Annotated in this window: 13 protein-coding genes and 1 pseudogene; 12 read left to right on the forward strand and 2 right to left on the reverse strand. The window is 46.8% G+C overall.

Annotated elements, in window-relative coordinates; all coding sequences use genetic code 11:
• Window positions 1-250 (forward strand): hypothetical protein (locus R3B84_17740; protein ID MEZ6142405.1); only part of this gene is annotated, 250 nt, incomplete at its 5' end.
• A 495-nt stretch (window positions 251-745) separates the two neighbouring features.
• Window positions 746-1,759, forward strand: coding sequence for a hypothetical protein (locus tag R3B84_17745; GenBank protein ID MEZ6142406.1), 1,014 nt, complete (start codon window positions 746-748; stop codon window positions 1,757-1,759).
• Between the two features lie 226 nt (window positions 1,760-1,985).
• On the opposite strand, the gene R3B84_17750 is transcribed toward R3B84_17745, so the two are convergent.
• Window positions 1,986-3,485: an ISKra4 family transposase gene (locus tag R3B84_17750; GenBank protein MEZ6142407.1), complete on the reverse strand. Its 1,500-nt coding sequence runs from the start codon at window positions 3,483-3,485 to the stop codon at window positions 1,986-1,988.
• 335 nt (window positions 3,486-3,820) lie between these two features.
• On the opposite strand from R3B84_17750, the gene R3B84_17755 reads away from it, so the two are divergent.
• The 4 genes from R3B84_17755 (at window position 3,821) to bfr (ending at window position 7,983) form a co-directional block, all read left to right on the forward strand.
• A complete protein-coding gene (locus R3B84_17755; GenBank protein MEZ6142408.1) occupies window positions 3,821-4,849 on the forward strand; it encodes a DUF58 domain-containing protein in 1,029 nt (342 codons plus the stop codon).
• Window positions 4,809-5,606: a hypothetical protein gene (locus R3B84_17760; GenBank protein MEZ6142409.1), complete on the forward strand. Its 798-nt coding sequence runs from the start codon at window positions 4,809-4,811 to the stop codon at window positions 5,604-5,606. Before R3B84_17755 ends, R3B84_17760 begins: the two co-directional genes overlap by 41 nt.
• Before the next feature lie 227 nt (window positions 5,607-5,833).
• Window positions 5,834-7,312, forward strand: a complete 1,479-nt coding sequence (locus R3B84_17765; GenBank protein ID MEZ6142410.1) for an arylsulfatase — start codon at window positions 5,834-5,836, stop codon at window positions 7,310-7,312.
• Between the two features lie 191 nt (window positions 7,313-7,503).
• A complete protein-coding gene (bfr, locus tag R3B84_17770) occupies window positions 7,504-7,983 on the forward strand; it encodes a bacterioferritin (protein ID MEZ6142411.1) in 480 nt (159 codons plus the stop codon).
• Here bfr and R3B84_17775 read toward each other — a convergent pair.
• Complete coding sequence (locus R3B84_17775) at window positions 7,947-8,189, reverse strand: (2Fe-2S)-binding protein (GenBank protein ID MEZ6142412.1); 243 nt, start codon at window positions 8,187-8,189, stop codon at window positions 7,947-7,949. The genes bfr and R3B84_17775 overlap by 37 nt on opposite strands.
• A gap of 502 nt (window positions 8,190-8,691) precedes the next feature.
• Here R3B84_17775 and R3B84_17780 point away from each other — a divergent pair.
• The 6 genes and pseudogenes from R3B84_17780 (at window position 8,692) to R3B84_17805 (ending at window position 17,345) form a co-directional block, all read left to right on the forward strand.
• On the forward strand, window positions 8,692-10,905 hold the full coding sequence (locus R3B84_17780) for a trypsin-like peptidase domain-containing protein (protein MEZ6142413.1): 2,214 nt from the start codon (window positions 8,692-8,694) through the stop codon (window positions 10,903-10,905).
• Between the two features lie 314 nt (window positions 10,906-11,219).
• Window positions 11,220-11,411: a hypothetical protein gene (locus R3B84_17785; GenBank protein ID MEZ6142414.1), complete on the forward strand. Its 192-nt coding sequence runs from the start codon at window positions 11,220-11,222 to the stop codon at window positions 11,409-11,411.
• Window positions 11,412-11,972: 561 nt separating this feature from the next.
• On the forward strand, window positions 11,973-12,587 hold the full coding sequence (locus tag R3B84_17790; GenBank protein MEZ6142415.1) for a DUF4261 domain-containing protein: 615 nt from the start codon (window positions 11,973-11,975) through the stop codon (window positions 12,585-12,587).
• Window positions 12,588-12,926: 339 nt separating this feature from the next.
• Window positions 12,927-14,823 (forward strand): annotated as a pseudogene (gene leuS, locus R3B84_17795) (leucine--tRNA ligase).
• A gap of 191 nt (window positions 14,824-15,014) precedes the next feature.
• Window positions 15,015-15,785 carry a class I tRNA ligase family protein gene (locus tag R3B84_17800; GenBank protein ID MEZ6142416.1) on the forward strand — a complete coding sequence of 257 codons (771 nt, stop codon included), beginning with the start codon at window positions 15,015-15,017 and terminating at the stop codon, window positions 15,783-15,785.
• 72 nt (window positions 15,786-15,857) lie between these two features.
• Entirely contained in the window at window positions 15,858-17,345 is a 1,488-nt protein-coding gene (locus tag R3B84_17805; protein ID MEZ6142417.1) for an AAA family ATPase, read from the forward strand.
• Window positions 17,346-17,352 lie beyond the last annotated feature (7 nt).

Consider the following 17,352-nt stretch of genomic DNA (forward strand, 5'->3'; position numbering starts at 1 on the left):
TTCATTCATCTGGCTGCTACGTTCATCAAATGCCGTTCATTCGTCAACAGAACCTAGGATTCTTGTTGCTGGACTTTTGATAACGACTATCATACTAAAACTATATGGTTCAAGTATATCTGCTGTGCCGCGTTTAGAGTGGTTTGCGCAGCCATGGTTGCAAATTTCGGTATTGCAATGGAGCCATTTGTTTGGCTTGGTACTGTTGAGTGGTATTTCACTATATTTGAGCGCAACCGTATTACCTTAGATCGGCTGCGGTTGTTGTATTTGCAAATATAGTATTGGAGAGATCATTTATGATAAAATCATTGAACCTGTTAAGTCAGGTGATGGCTGACTTGGCCGCAGCTTTGCTGTTTGTTTCGGTGATTGCCGTGCCCCGCAGTTTAAATGCCGACGATCCTATCATCGTAAGTAGTTCCGTATGCGATTCAACATGTGCCATGCACTACACGCCTGGTACGCCCGAGTATCAGCAGTGCGTCACTGATTGTAGTTATGGCATTTTTAGTTGTTTGATTTGCACCAAACCAACTGGTTGTGAACCGACTATTGATTTCGGCACACTCACTGCTACATGTCCAAGCTTGATGTGTACTGGTGGTATACTTTGTTTAGGTGACTGCAAATGCCGACTGGTTCTTACAGGCGATCCGTTAGCTCCGTTTGACTGCCCCTGTAAATTGCCTTAATAATTTTTTTGTCTATATTAGTAACACAATTCAAGTCAAGTTTAAGTATTATGCACACTGCTTATATCCTTATTTCTTTAGGCGCTAATTTTATTTTCAATGTTCAGGCTGATTTAGATCCGAAAGCAGCATTGGATTCTCTTCTTGAAGCTTGGAAAGAGCAAGTTTATCCGCTTAAAGCCTGTAGTTTTGATAAACGAGTTACGATTCACAACTCAATGCAGGAAGTTGGCCTCGTTGCGAATTCACATTCAAAGCTTAAATATTCAGAGCAACATGGGTTTGTTGATGAAGCAATTATTGATATCACTCAGAAAACTTATAAAGGGTCACTGATTTTGCCGCACGAATCTTACTGTTTAGGAAAAAATACTCAGTATGGTTTTAGGCTTGCATATCAGAATAATGGCTGGTTATTAATGAATGATAACAAGCAAAAACCGTTTGTCAACACACCTGAGTCGCTACTTGCTTACAAAAGGCAGTGTCTTCCCGGCTCTCCATTTAGTCTGCCTTATTTTGCTTGTATTAATCTGGATTTATCATTAAGGTATCCAAACAAAGCACTTAAAAAACAATCTGGTGAGCTTGAATTTACTTATGAAACAATTGCCAATGATTCTAGAGCCACAATTATAGTGTTGGTTGACCCAATGCAAATCAAAGTCCTTTCTATAAATGCACAAACTACAGCTACAAATACAGGTGAACGCAGATCGAACCGAGTAGAATTTCAGTATTCTAGTTCAAATCAGGAAAATTTACCTGTCTGTACTGGTGTCAAGGGCGAATTATTAACAAAAGATAAGAATAATATTACTTTATCATCTGAAATTACAGAAATTTTTTACGGAAATGTTCAACTAAACAAGAGCATTCCTGCTGAAGTCTTTCGCTTATCGCACTATGATCTTCCTGAACCTGAAGGAATTATCTGGGAAAAGCCTATTCCAGTATGGCAATGGATAATCTTGGGAGTAGTAACATGTTCAATTATTGCAATTATTTTGCAGCTATTTGCCAGACGTTTTGCTGGTAAGCGTAACCTTTCATCATCGAGTTGAGATTTTATGAAAACACAATTACGTCATGCATCTGCTCTCCTTGAACTGCTTGTCATCATTAGGATTGTAAGTATCCTGCTTAGTCTTTTTTGCCTGCAATACAGAAAGCACTCATAGCAGTTGATAGGCCAAGTTGCTCAAGTACTATGTAGCAAGTCGCATTATCATTGATTCGGTGTGCGGAACTGGCAACTATCACTTTCGATCTGGCGACGAGTGCAACCGGTCATCCGGGCAAGGGTAATAAGTGGGACAGATTGAGCTGTTTGCGGAACCTGTCTGTTCTTTGGTATTCCTGGTTAGCCAGGTAAATATGAAAATCTCTAGTTCGACCTGCCAGATCAATTGCTCTGGCGTGTAGCATTGCCTGGGCCCCTTTCGTTTTCCAGCGCATTCCCGTGCGGCACATTCGATCCATCACCAGGTGCCGACAAGCCCCTTCAATCACCCCGGTTGCAATCGGCAGCCCCTGCTGCAAATAGCTGTCATATCTCATCCGGTGGTAGTTCTTTTCAAAGTAGTTGCAAACCTGATTAATCTTCTTTAACTTTTCTGCTTTCAATTCGCTTTTTGTCGCTTTCTGACGGATTCCCGAAACCACACTTTTCACATCTCCCTTCAGGATTCTCAATAGGCGGTCTCGAGCAAACGCTTCCTGATGTTCACGGTGAGACTCAAACACTTTTGCCGCATCCCACACATAACTGGCAACATGAATGATATCCAGGATATCAATTGTTTCGTATGAATCGAAATTGACATCAGATGCTTCCCACAAACTGGTCTGACCATCCATCAGCCGTACCAAAGGCTGACCTGATTGGTGGCGACGTTCGACCTGTTCTGCTGCCCACACCATCGCGTGGTGCGTGCCTCTGATCAGCACCCCCTCCGCATCACATTGCGACAAAAATCCCGCAACTACTTTGCCCACCGGTTCGGGACGTTTCTCCTCACGATTCGAGTTTTCTCGAAATAACGCTGCGATAATCTCTTCAGCCGTTCGAAAATATTCATTCACGGAATATACGGTCGCCAGCGTCGCCATACGCCGATTACCAGGAAAATACCGTTGATCAAACGCTGGAATCGCCTTCGTCTTGCGAACCATGGGAACTCCTTTGGCATCGGCACTCATCACCAGAATCTTTCCCTCTGCTGTTGGTGCAGGAATTGGGATCTCATTCAGAAACTGTTCTGCAGATTCACTCAGATTGTGGATATTTCGTTCCAGAGTATCGACCGGACTCTTTTGCAGATACAACAAAGAAATCACATCTGATGATTCCTGATACGACATCTTTGTACTGAGATAATGCATTACCTCGCGAAACCACGGCGAATATGTGTTGGCTGGCATCTGAATCATGACATCCACAGGATACAAATCAATCTTGCGGCCAAGATCAACGCCATAAACATACTGCTCAAACTGATGCTCACCAAAGATCGTTCGGATGGACCGTTGTCGGGGTTCTTCGCTGCGATGAAGCACTTCACCAGTTTCTGTCTGGATCTTATCTCCCAAGTCGCCATCGCCAAGCATTTCCAGGTACAACGAGATTGCTGAAGCGCCAATTTGAGCAACCGATTGTTGAACATGTTGCTCGAAATCACGAATCGGCATGCATTCCTGTACAGCACGATTGACTTCTGAGGCGAGTCGATCAAATAGGCCAAACAGGAAGTTGGGGTTGATTGAAGAAGATGTGTCTGGGATAATCATTATTGGGTCTCCTGCGATGTTTGGTTGTTAGAACCCCTGATATCGCAGAAAGACCCATCTTGTTACACCCCAATTTGCTAAATCAGTTACCCAACCCTCCCGAATGACCGGTTGCACTCTCTGGCGACGTTAATAACGAGTGCGATATGTTTCATTTCTGGAGCTACATGTCAGTGGTGCAAATTTTGCCATGGCAGACGGTTCAGTAAGGTTTATACGCTATTTGGAAAGTGATTTGTTGCCTTTATTGGCTACCAGAGGTGACTGATTTTCCAATTCGTTTTACATTTCAAACTGCTAATATAACAGGAATGTAATTTACCCCCACGTGGGCTGTGCTGACAGAAGAAATGCTTCAGCAGGTGCGGCGAATCCACCTGCAGGCCAAAAAACTGGTTCAATCCCGCCTCAGTGGGGATTATCGCTCGATTTTCAAAGGCAGTGGGCTGATTTTCGACGAAGTTCGCGAATATCAGCCCGGCGATGATGTGCGTACCATCGACTGGAATGTCACCGCACGGATGAACCAGCCATTTATTAAAAGATTCTCAGAAGAGCGGGAGCAAACTCTTTGTATCGTGGTGGATGTCAGCAATAGCCACGATTTTGGTTCCCGCGTGCGGACGAAACGCACCGTTGCTGCAGAAATGGCAGCCGTATTGGCGTTGAGTGCGATGGCCAATAACGATCAGGTGGGACTGATTATGGGCAGCACCGATCTGGAACTATTTCTGCAACCTGGGCGTGGGCATTCCCACATGTTACGATTGGTGCGGGAAATCCTGTTCTTTCAACCGAAACACCCTGGCGGTTCGCTAGCGAACCTGCTGGCTAATACGCACCGATTGCTTCCCAAACGAGCCATTGTGGTGCTGTTCAGCGATTTCATCGATCAGCACTACCAGAAAGAGCTTCGTATTGCGGCCCACCGTCACGATCTGATTGCCGTCCGAATTACCGATCCACTGGAACAACAACTCCCCACCATCGGGTGGTGCACGCTACGCGATGCGGAAACACAACAGCAAGTGGTGCTCAACCTCTCCGATCGCCAGGTTCAAGCCGAAATATTGCGATCAATTCAGAAAATTTCAGAAAATACCTCAAATCCTGCCGCACGGTGGGTGTTGATCTATTGGAAGTTTCAACCACCGACGACCATTTTGCGAAATTGGTGGATTTGTTTGCCCGCCGAGAACAACGAATCAGGAAACATCGCCAGTGAAATCAACCGTGCTGATGTTGCTTTTCCTCCCCACACTGGGTCTGGGTGCGGAACCACAATGGCAGGCGACACGCTTTTCAGGAAGTCAGCAGGTCACGGTGCAATTCTTCATCAACAAGGCAGAAGTGGCACTTCATGAAGACATTCGCTTGAATATAAAGGTTTCGGGCCCTGCACCTTTGGTGGTGAAAATTGCCAGCAATCCTCTTTTGGACAATCCCCACTGGCTGGCACTGTCCACAACGGAGCCGGTAACGCAAGTGCTTACAAATCAAGCAGTTTGGGAAATTCGTTACCGATATTCTCCACTTCATCCGGGGGACTTGCCACTGCAGCTTGCCCCACTGACGATCGAATCAGGTGGGAATCCCCAGTTCACCATCGAAATGCCGGATCCAATATTCATTAAAGTCCCACAAGTGGAAACTGCGGCCGATTTAAGCAATCTGCGGGAGAAACTGGAAGTCGAGGCCCCACCAGATTTGCCAAAGGGCAGCACCCGCTCGATTTGGTGGCGAATCGTTCTCGTGGGGGGCGGAATATTGTTGCTGAGCCTGGGTTGGTATGAATATCGCAGAAGAAAGCGAATCCCACCCACGCCAATTGCAATGTACGACACCACGTGGGCTACAGAACAGGTACAAAACTGGACTGGCAGCGGAGATGAGTTGCGGCAAATACTGACAAACCACCTGTCTTGGCGGTGCCAGCAGAATGTGGAGCATCTGACCCCAGCGGAACTGTCTCAACTGCTTATTTTGATAGGATTTACGACAGAATTAGCCGATGAAATGGAATCGATTCTGGCAGCATTGGATGCCCACCGTTACGGTGGGGAGGAATTGCCAGTGAATATCCAGCACCACTGCCTGAAGTGGCTGGATTCCTTTGAATAACTTCAAAACATGAGAGCTGAAATCAGTTTGATCGCATTATCCCTGTATTTGATTACCCGCAGTAATGGACGGCATATACTGGAAGTGTAGTTTGTCCGAAGTCAATACAGAAATTAGGGCTGCCAGTGCGTATCATCTGATTCAAATGACTACAAGCTATGAACAATTTAGGCAACGAAGGGGTCCGTTCGAGTCTAACGGAAGCCTATCTATTTTGGAGGATCAGTATGTTACGATTTTTCAGGCAATCTATCTTTTTTGCCATATGTGTGAGTTACTCGAACAGTATATCTCTCGCTGACAACAAACCAAACATTGTCATTATTCTGGCAGATGACCTCGGAAACGCCGACCTCGGTTACCGTGGCAGTAAGATCAAAACTCCAAATATTGATGCACTTGCTAAGAGCGGCGTTCGGTTAGAATCTTACTACGGTTTGCCTGTCTGCACACCTGCACGTGCAGCACTAATGACTGGCCGTTACCCAATGCGACACGGGTTACAGACGTTGGTCATTTTCCCAAGCCATAAATACGGCCTGCCTGTTGACGAGAAAACCCTTCCAGAAGCTCTCAAAGAGGTAAATTACAGCACATATATGGTCGGAAAATGGCACCTGGGCCATGCAGACAAAAAATACTGGCCGAACCAGCGAGGATTTGACCATTTTTATGGCAATGTGGTTGGTGAAGTAGATTACTTCACAAAAGACCGTGGCGGGATCATTGACTGGCAGCGTAACGGCACTTTCATCAAAGAAGAAGGCTACTATACCGAGCAGATTGGCGATGAGGCGGTCAAACTGATTGAAGGCCATAATAAATCAAAACCAATGTTTTTGTACTTTGCCTCACTTGCTCCACATGCTCCCTATCAAGCCCCGAAAGAAGATGTTGATGCATACAAAGATATATTCCCGAATAAAGAACAGCGTGAGTACGCCGCGATGATCACTGGGCTTGATTCACAGGTTGGTCGAATTGTTTCGGCATTGGAAAAGAAGGGGATGCGAGATAACACACTGATTCTGTTTACTTCTGATAATGGTGGGGCGACCAGTGCACTTTTTGCAACGGGTGCTCGTTCGCCGGAAGAACGGGAAGCCAGCGGGGGTGTTGAACTTGGATCCAAACCTCCTGCTTCAAACGCACCCTATCTGGGTGGCAAGGGTGGTTTGCACGAAGGTGGAGTCCGGTTGCCCGCAATCGTCAACTGGCCCGGAAAACTGAAACCGGCAGTGGTGAACGCACCTTTACACCATGTCGATGTCATGCCAACCATTCTGTCTATTGTCAAAGGTAAAGGTGACCCGACAAAACCTTTTGATGGCAAGGATGCTACTGCGACAATCATGGAAGGAAAACCATCGCCACATGAGGATATTCTCATTAATGTGGAGGCATTTCGTGGGGCAATCCGAAAAGGTAAGTGGAAACTCGTCAAAATAGCACTCCTGCCGGGTAAAACAGAACTATTCGATCTGGAATTGGATCCTGGCGAGAAGGAGAATGTTGCGGACCAGAACCCTGAAGTGGTAAAGGATCTTGAATCGCGGCTTCTCTCCTATGCCAAACAGCAGAAGCAGAGTGAGTGGATGAAAGCCCAGATCGATTTCCTGGGATTCCAAGGTGATACACTACTAGACCCGGGATACAATATCGACCGAGGCTTACCAACAGAGACTCCGTCTTTGCCAAAGAACTAAGGACATGCTGTAGATTGAGTGTGAAGTCTTTTTCCTCAACGATTTCGATCAACCGCCAAGACTTCGGGGTGCGAGTACGTCAACGATCGTAATCAGTTCTTTCTACTGTGGGTGGGCATTTTTTCATAAAATGGCCTATTCATGAAGCTGTGGGGCATCTCCCACGCACCGAACACAGGTATGAGAGAATAATGAAAGGGAAACCAGAAATAATTGACGCGTTGAACGCCGCACTGACCATCGAACTGACCGCGATTAACCAGTATTTTGTGCAATCGAAAATGTGCAAAGACTGGGGCTATATGAAGTTAGCTGCCAAGCACTGGGAAGAATCGATGGGCGAGATGAAACACGCCGATATGATTATTGACCGCATTCTGTTTCTGGAAGGGGTGCCGGAAATTGCCCGCTACGATGTGATCCGCGTGGGCACCGACGTGAAAGAGCAGTTTGTCAACGATCTGGCACTGGAATCGAAGGGTGCAGCAGCGTACAACGCCGGTATTGCCCTGGCTGTTCAATTGGGCGATAACGCCACTCGCGACTTAATGGAGCGGATTCTGGTTGATTCGGAAGAACATATCGACTGGCTGGAAACGCAATTAAACTTAATCGAAAACGTGGGACTGTCCAACTACCTGGCACACAATATGTCGGGTGATGCGGAATAAATTTCGATTACCGCAGCAATTTTTCGGTGGCAGCAGGTGCAGCCATCACCAGCACCCGTAGCGGTGCGAACTTCCCGCACTGTGCGAATACCTAAACTAACAACAGCCCCCACCACTTCATCGTGGGTAACCCCGAGGCACCGACAAATCAGCTCGTCGGTGCTGTCGTGGCACTGGCTGCAGTCTCCATCATAGGGACAAGACATCTCAATGCTCCTGAGATTCGATCTCAATGAGATTGTATCTCATTTTCAGAAGCAAGTCAACACTTTGGTGCTTTTTGGAAAAAATCTTGTGTTACCAGTACCTTCCCAAGTTGGGTTTCAGATAGGGAAAAAGGCACCCATCTTGTTTGCAGAACAAAATAACTCCACGCAGCGACGAACACCTGTGGTACATGGCAACAAAAATGAGTGATAATTAATGAATCTGGAAATTGGTCACCCCCACAGATTTAAGAGATTGCGATGATCACTTTGTTCATGTTGCCAAATGCCAACGATGAATCAACGAAGACAAACGCCTTTCGCCACCAACCAACATGGATTGACATTTTGCTCCGGTTGTCGAGCGTTCGCATCCATTGAATCTCGAATGTAGGGGCATTGTCTAACGGAATAAACCTGCTTTGATTCTCAAATGCAACTGATCAAGGTTTGATTAGAATAGCACAACAATAAGAATTTCACCAAAAATCCAGGTAACTGCTTGAACGCTGCAACAAGCCGTGTTATAAAGCAGTTTGAAAGTTTGCTACTGCCTGGGAGTAAAAAAGTGCTTCGAATATTTGCCTGTACTCTTTTGTTAATTTATCTGCAAACGTCTCTTTATGCTGATGGATTGACTGCAGAATCTCTGAAAAAACTCAAGGCTGCAAGCGTATTTATCAAGGTAAGATCGAATTATGCGTTTGGTACTGGATCTGGGTTTATCGTTTACAAGAATAGTAAAACTGGATATATCGCAACAAATGCACATGTAGTAATGCCAACCCTTAAGGCAGAGAAAATTGAATCAATTGACATAGTATTGAATAGTGGCAGGCCGAGTGAAGAAAAAACCATCTCAGGATCTGTTGTTTTTTCCGATAAACAATCTGATCTTGCAATACTTCGAATTGAATCAGAAAACATCCCTGAACCTTTGAGTATGATTGATAAAGTAGATCCAATTGAAACGATGACTGTATATGCGCTTGGATTTCCGTTTGGAAAACTTGTTGCCGGGAGCAACCGCAACCCTAGCATTACGATAAGCAAAGGGGCAGTAACAAGTTTGCGTGAAGACGACGATGGCAAGCTAGAGTTAATTCAGATTGATGCAGATATTAATCCTGGTTGTAGCGGAGGACCTGTAGTTGATGAAAAAGGAAGACTTATTGGGATTTCTAAAGCTGGAATCATTGGGACAAATGTCAATGTTATTGTACCTAAGTACAAACTTAATAAAATCGCACAGGGCAGCCTAACGAGAAATACCCTAAAAATTGTAAGTCATGACGAGCAAACAATTAGCTATTTGTTAACGGCAGAATTTCTAGATCCTTTTAAACAGATTAATAAATGCACATTATTATATTTCCCAGCAGATGAAGACGGGCTGAAACTTGCTAGAGAATGGGATGCAAGTAATCCTGGAAAAACCATCGAGAATCACAAATTTTGCAAGAGCTACGAAATAGAAATTGTCGAAGGAAAAGCAGCAGTAACTATCAAAACGCCACGCAGCACTGGCATTGTAAACAAAAGCTTTGTTGCAGTGAAATATTATGTTGATTCAAAACTATTTGTAAGCGAACCTGAACTGGTCATCAACAAACTTTCTGCTCAAGTTGGATCAATTCTCTTTACCCCTTCAAAACAAGAGTTCCGAACATCAATTTCAAAACTTTTGCCACTAAAACCTATCATTAGCAAGTCTTTATGCGATTTAAAAACCGAAGATCTTGCTACAGACGAAGATTCTCCTAGGGGTCCATACTCTAAAAGCTTTTACTATGAAGCATGTGCTGTATGGTCAACAGACTATCAACACTTTTTTGTCCTTAATCCATCAAAAGGGATTTTGTACAAACTAGATTTTCAAAGCTTATCAATAATAAAAGAATTATCATTTAACAGTATTTGTGCATGGTTATCAGTTTGCGATGACGGATTGCTCGTCACTGGAAGCGAAAAAAATGAAATTTATATTGTTGATCCTGTAAACCTTAAAACCACTCGTACTATCAAAATGCGAAAAGGCCATCGAGCTGTATCGCAGTATGGATTAAAGCATATTTACGTTGCACATATTACTAATATTGGCGAGTCCTCTCTTTATATTTACGAAATTAAAACTGGGCAACTGTTGAGGGTATTACACTCTCGAAGCATGCCAGCCGGTACAACTTTCGAAAATTTAGACATGTCTAAGAGTGGCGAATTTATTTATACATCAAATCGGTTTTTTATGTCGCAATATCCTGTAAGTGGTTCTATATTAGATTCTCCTATCAAATTAAAAACTACTACTAGTGGTGAACGTGGTTTTCAAATATCGTCGATAGGCAATTTTGTTACAGTCAGTTCGTCGGCAGACACTCGGCCTGGAGTCACGAAATCAACGTTGTTGTTAAGTGATGCAAGCTTTCCAGAACCAGTTGTAGTATTGCCAATGGATGCTCTTAATATCTCTTTACATGATGATAAGAAATTTTTTATCATGAACGCACGTATTATTACTGAAGCCAATTTGGGCGTGCGATTCGACTTCAATGGCAAGGCAATAGAGTCATATGGAATACAGAGCAAAATAGGCGTTACTCCAATTGTAGTCCAATATTTGATTCATCCTAAATCATCTCAAATAGTCTGCATTGCAGAACATCATGCTGCTCGACGTTGTGAAGTTGTAATCCACAAACTTGGTCAAACAAAGTAACACAACTTGTTTTCAAGGTTTTAAGCGTTATTACCTTACATCAGGGTAATTCGAACCGCGCTAAGCAAATCCTTCAAAAATTGAAGAGATTAGAACGATCAAGTTGCAATTTCATACAGCAAATTTCAAATTGGAACTTGTTATACGCCCTTCAAATTTTGATGGTATTTAGCTGACGGCTTCTGCAGCATCCTGCTAATGTTGTAGCAGCTATTACTTAAATTCAGCGTTGTTTACCTCGAACTTTTGCCTCCCCTTGTTGCTTGTTCGTATACACTGAAAGATTACCGATTGTGGATTACCCGAACTGAATTATGCCGCACTACCATCCTGCGATTATCGAACAAAAATGGCAAAATTACTGGCAGACAAACCAGACTTTCCGCTGTCCCGACCCTGGGGAAGCGGAATTCACGGTCACTGGTAAGCTGTATGTGCTGGATATGTTCCCTTATCCCAGTGGGGCGGGCCTGTACGTTGGGAGTATAGCTAACAAACAGTTTTGACTACTGCTAATTGTTCTTGACGCCTCGGAAAACATAGCATTCGTGGACACCCAAAGTCTTGGATTCGAAAATTTGATCGTAATTCCTGAGTGATTGATAGCAGCGGTTTCGTTTTTTCATTGAATCTGCTTCACCTGAAAATTTACCAAAGTACTGCAATTTTAATGTTGAATCATATACTTATTCAATGGATGTAGGCGTAACAAAATTAATTAAACTGCGTTTGCAATAAATTCATTCTTGCTATTGCAAGCTCGCGAGCTTAATCGTTGGAGTTGATGATGGGTTTGTTCTCACGGTTTTTTGGTCAAACAGGTTCTGACGATCAACATTCAGCCTTGACTGCGAATCCAAAGATCGAAAAGTCACTAAGCCTTCAGGTTCTCTTTGATGGACAATTCCGATTGCAGTCAAAAAAATGACAGATGCACTACGGTCATACCACTACTCGATGTCAGCAACACGATGTGAGATTGATTCAGCTCTCGCCGAAGAAGGTACCATCATTGGACTTGTAGGCTGGGAAAACATGTTGTCAGACTGGTAGGATTCAATTTGCCAATGCCTGCAGAACCTGTTGAATCATGTATTGCCCCATCCCACTACCCAAAGAAATTAAAAAACCGTGCAAGGGCACACAGTAGTCATGTGTTGCTCTATTATGTCGGATACGTTAAATCACCGCATGAACAATATGTCGCTCTTGCATCAGTAGCTGGTGCATTATCTCAGCTTGGTGCCATAGTAGTGCTTAATGAGGACGCATGCACATCGTTTCCTGCTGCAGCATTATCTGGGGCGGACATTAGTGGCGATATCGTTGAACTATTGCGAACATTACCACTATTGGTCCTTTACTGTGGATTCGTTAAATACGAAGTCGAAGGTACATCTGGAGTATGGATGCGAACTTACGGAGCACATCTCTTGGCGCTCCCTGATTTTGCGGTTTATGCCTCTGATCACGAAGAAGGCCAGAAGTATTTTGACATCTTTGAGAATATATTTTCATATCTCTGGGAATCAGATGCTCAACTAAAAGCAGGCCATACCATGCAGGTTGGCACCACAGAATACTTGCGATTTCGCAAGCGAACTAAGAAAGAATATTTTCTCGACAGTGAGGGGGAGTTGCTTGTTGTAGAGATCATTGGCCCGGATGAAATTAACGCATAATTTCCTTTCTGCAGATGTTAATTGACCAACGACCGCAATGTTCCTATTAGTTGCGTCAAAAAGCACACGTGCAAATAATACGGTTCAGTTCATCCGGGCGTACTTCAATTTTCCCGGAAGCAAATTGGGCCGCAATGGCACCCAAAGTGATCTCATTTAAAATCAGTTAACTCGATGACATTCGTGTTTGCGTCTTTGAATCAATTCACAGCGATGTTACCAAACTTTTACCACCATTTGCAGGCGACACATTTGAATTCGCCTCGAACTTTTGCCTCCCGTTGTTGCTCGTTCGTATACACTGAAAGATTACCGATTGTGGATTACCTGAACTGAATTATGCCGCACTACCATCCTGCGATTATTGAACAGAAATGGCAAAATTACTGGCAGACAAACCAGACTTTCCGCTGTCCCGACCCTGGGGAAGCGGAACTCACGGTCACTGGTAAGCTGTACGTGCTGGATATGTTCCCCTATCCCAGTGGGGCGGGGCTGCACGTGGGTCACCCGGAAGGGTACACCGCGACCGACATTCTGTGCCGCTACCACCGTATGAAAGGCTACCACGTGCTGCACCCAATGGGGTGGGATGCGTTCGGGCTGCCTGCAGAGCAGTTTGCAATCAAAAATAACGTCCACCCGCGAATTACCACGCAGAATAACGTGGCGAATTTTCGCAGGCAGATTCAGTCGCTCGGTTTCAGCTACGACTGGCAGCGGGAAGTCGATACCACCGATCCAAACTATGTGAAGTGGACCCAATGGATTTTCCTGCTGCTATTCGATACGTGGTATGATTCCGACGCCAAAAAAGGTCGCCCCATCAGCGAATTGCCGATCCCACCCGACGTGGCCGCAGGTGGGGATCCGCCATTGCCCAGTATCGCGATCAGCACCGCCTGGCCTATCAGGCAGAAATCCCCGTCAACTGGTGCCCCGCCCTGGGAACGGTGCTGGCCAACGAAGAAGTAATTGATGGTCGTTCTGAAGTAGGTGGGCACCCCGTTGAGCGTAAACCCTTGCGGCAGTGGATGTTACGCATCACCAGCTACGCAGAACGCCTGCTGCACGACCTGGAACCACTCGACTGGTCGGATCGATCAAAACAATGCAACGCAACTGGATCGGCCAGAGCGAAGGTGCGGAGGTTGATTTTCGCTTACAGGGGGAAAATTCTGACAATCAGGCGACAATCCGAGTGTATACCACCCGACCGGATACACTGTTTGGTGCCACTTATATGGTGCTGGCACCGGAACACCCACTGGTGGCCAGTATTACGACGGACGAACAACGTAACACTGTCACCGAATATCAGAACGCAGCGGCATCGAAGAGCGATTTCGAACGCACCGAAATGGCAAAAACTAAAACGGGTGTGTTCACAGGTGCGTACGCGATCAACCCTGCGAATCAGGAACCGGTCCCGATCTGGATTGCCGATTACGTGCTGGCCAGTTACGGCACCGGTGCCATTATGGCGGTACCCGGCCACGATGAACGGGATTTTGAATTCGCCGTACAATTTGGCCTGCCCGTGGTGACGGTTGTCGAACCCACGCCAGAGTGGCTGGAACAAACCGGCAGCACCGTGGGAGAATTGAAGGCTGCCTACACGGAAGGTGGGAAGGCGATTCAATCGGGCTTTTTGAATGGATTGCCCACTGCTGAAGCGAAAGCCACGATGATCAAGTGGCTGGAATCGCGTGGGCTGGGGCAGAAAAAGGTCAATTACAAGTTGCGCGACTGGTTATTCAGTCGGCAGCGGTACTGGGGCGAACCGTTCCCCATCCTGCATGAGGTGGATGAACAGGGGCAACGAACAGGCAAAATTGTGCCACTGGATGTGGCAGAGTTGCCGCTGCAACTGCCGGAACTGGAAGACTTTAAGCCCACTGGCAGCCCGGAAGGCCCGCTGATGAAGGCCCAGGACTGGATCCACGTGGTGCGGGACGGCAAACGCTACGTTCGCGAAACGAACACCATGCCACAGTGGGCGGGATCGTGCTGGTATTATCTTCGCTATTTAGATCCCCACAACGATAAGGAATTCTGTGCCGCAGATAAGGTGAAATACTGGTTGCCCGTTGATCTGTATGTCGGTGGGGCAGAACATGCCGTGCTGCACCTGCTGTATTCCCGTTTCTGGCATAAGGTGCTGTTCGATCGGGGTTATGTTCCGACGCCGGAACCATTTCAGAGACTGGTAAACCAGGGGATGATTCTGGGCGATACCGAACACACCGGCTTTCAGACCGCATTGGTAGAACAGGTGCCAGACGAAGAGCGACCAGGCAAAACCAAAGAAAAAATCACCCCACTGGGGGAGTGGATTTCTGCCAAAGATGTAAAATTCGATGGTTCGGTGGCAACGCACCGCAAAACTCAGGCAAAACTGGCCCAGATTCCCTGACGGATGAACAGGTGGAGAAAAAAGGCGAGGGATTTGTCCTGAAAGGCCAGCCCGACCTGCGGATTGACGCACGTGCCTTCAAAATGTCGAAATCGCGTGGCAACGTGGTCTCGCCCGATACCGTGGTTTCCGAATATGGGGCCGATTCATTAAGACTGTATGAAATGTTCATGGGCCCGCTGGAAGCAATCAAGCCCTGGAACATGCGAAGTGTGGAAGGGGTCTATCGTTTTCTGGCACGTGTCTGGCGGTTGATTGTCGATGAACGTGCAGAAACACCTATTCTACACCCTCACGTGGAAGAGAGCGAACCTGCGGAAGAAACCGCACGCATGTTGCACCGCACCATTAAAAAGGTGAGCGAAGACACCGCCGGCATGAGATTTAATACCGCGATTGCCGCGATGATGGAGTTCACCAACCACCTGAATGGACTGCCCACCCAATCGAAAACGGTGCTGGAACAGTTGGTGCTGTTGCTTTCGCCTTACGCACCCCACGTGGCAGAGGAATTGTGGCAGGTACTTGGGCACGATACCACGCTGGCATACATCCCATGGCCCACGTGGGATGAGGCACTGCTGGTGGAATCTCAGATGGAAATGCCCGTTCAGATCAATGGCAAGGTGCGTGCCCGCATCATGGTGCCCGCAGACGCCGACGAACAGGTACTGGAAGCCGCCGCACTCGCCGATCCGAAAGTTCAGGAGCAGATTGTGGGCAAAACGGTCCGAAAATGGATCATCAAGCCCAAGCAGATGATCAATATTATCGTAGGATAGTTCAAAGAACGTCGAACTGTCCCTATGGGACAGCCTCAATGGCTTTCATCTATTTTTAATGAGTTTTCTCTCATGCATATCCACGATCAGCTTAAACTTTTGGTGCGGTCCGGTTATTCATTAATTTCCATCGAAACCCGCGATGAAGTCCATGCCACGGAACTGATTCGGGAATTAGCGACGGAATTGTACTTACCCCTGTTTGAATGGACGGTGACGACTGGGCTGGCCCGCACCAAGCCTTCGATTGCCGCACCCGGGATTAAGCCGGGCAAAACGGTGGAAGCACTCGATTACGTGCTGGGCAGCAAAGACGAGCGGGAGCTCTACCTGTTCAAAGATCTTGGGGCGTTTTGCAGTGAACCATTTATCTCCCGTCAGGTGCGGGACGTGATGACGAAGAAGAACGTCCACCTTTTTCTGCTCGATAGCACCCCACTGCCAGAATCGATTCGCCGGCTGACCATTCCAGTGCAGATCCCACTGCCCGATAGCAAGGAACTGGAAAATATTGTGAAGAAAACTTATCGCAATATTCGCGATACCAGCTTAATGGAGATTAAGGCGACGATCACCACGCAGGACCTGGAGCAAATCGTCCAGACTCTCCGTGGGCTGACAGGTGCCGAAGCGGCACGCGTCGTGGCAAACGCAGTTCATTTCGATAACTCCTTAACCCCAGACGACTTACCGCGGATTGTGGAGGCGAAAAGGAACCTTCTGCAATCAAGCGGCTGTCTGGAATCGGTGAATGTGAACGTGAAAACCCACGAAGTGGGTGGGCTGACGAATCTGAAAAACTGGCTGCAACGTCGCCGTGGCGGTTTTAGCAGAGAGGCGATCGATTTTGGCCTCGATCCCCCACGTGGGATGTTGCTGCTGGGGGTGCAGGGGTGCGGCAAAAGCCTTTGTGCCAAAGTAGTTGCGGCAGATTGGCAGATGCCCCTGCTGCGGATGGACCCAGGGGTGTTGTACCAGAAATTTATTGGTGAAAGCGAAAATCGCCTGCGTGAAGCATTGCAACAGGCAGAATCGATGGCACCCGCAGTGCTGTGGATTGATGAAATTGAGAAGGCGTTTGCATCGGCCAGTTCCGATTCGGCCGATGGTGGGCTGTCGCAACGGATGTTTGGCACCCTGCTTTCGTGGATGCAGGACCACCGCAGCCCGATCTTCATGGTAGCTACTGCCAATAATATTGCCGCACTGCCACCGGAATTAATGAGAAAAGGCCGGTTTGATGAAGTCTTTTTTGTGGATCTGCCCACGGATCAGGCACGGGAGCAGATTATCAGCATCCACTTGCAACGTCGCAAACGCAGCCCCGCCCAACTGCACCTGCCAGAACTGGTGGCAGCCACCCAGGGTTTCAGTGGTGCAGAAATTGAGCAAGCGGTCATTTCGGGGCTGTACGCCGCCTTTCAGGAACAATCAGAGCTGACGACGGAACATTTATTGCAGGAAATCCGCCAAACCCGCCCACTGTCGGTGCTGATGGGTGAAAAAATCTCCCAACTGCGGGCCTGGGCCACCAATCGGTGCGTCCCCGCTGATGGGTGAGAAGGTG

Source organism: Zavarzinella sp. (genome assembly GCA_041399155.1).
GTDB lineage: Bacteria > Planctomycetota > Planctomycetia > Gemmatales > Gemmataceae > JAWKTI01.

What these genes read in the sequence shown, in the direction of transcription:
- R3B84_17745 (MEZ6142406.1), top strand. Translation starts at nt 746, where the DNA reads ATGCACACTGCTTATATCCTTATTTCTTTAGGCGCTAATTTTATTTTC.
- R3B84_17750 (MEZ6142407.1), bottom strand. Translation starts at nt 3,485, where the DNA reads ATGATTATCCCAGACACATCTTCTTCAATCAACCCCAACTTCCTGTTT.
- R3B84_17765 (MEZ6142410.1), top strand. Translation starts at nt 5,834, where the DNA reads ATGTTACGATTTTTCAGGCAATCTATCTTTTTTGCCATATGTGTGAGT.
- bfr (MEZ6142411.1), top strand. Translation starts at nt 7,504, where the DNA reads ATGAAAGGGAAACCAGAAATAATTGACGCGTTGAACGCCGCACTGACC.
- R3B84_17775 (MEZ6142412.1), bottom strand. Translation starts at nt 8,189, where the DNA reads ATGTCTTGTCCCTATGATGGAGACTGCAGCCAGTGCCACGACAGCACC.
- R3B84_17785 (MEZ6142414.1), top strand. Translation starts at nt 11,220, where the DNA reads ATGCCGCACTACCATCCTGCGATTATCGAACAAAAATGGCAAAATTAC.
- R3B84_17790 (MEZ6142415.1), top strand. Translation starts at nt 11,973, where the DNA reads ATGCCTGCAGAACCTGTTGAATCATGTATTGCCCCATCCCACTACCCA.
- R3B84_17805 (MEZ6142417.1), top strand. Translation starts at nt 15,858, where the DNA reads ATGCATATCCACGATCAGCTTAAACTTTTGGTGCGGTCCGGTTATTCA.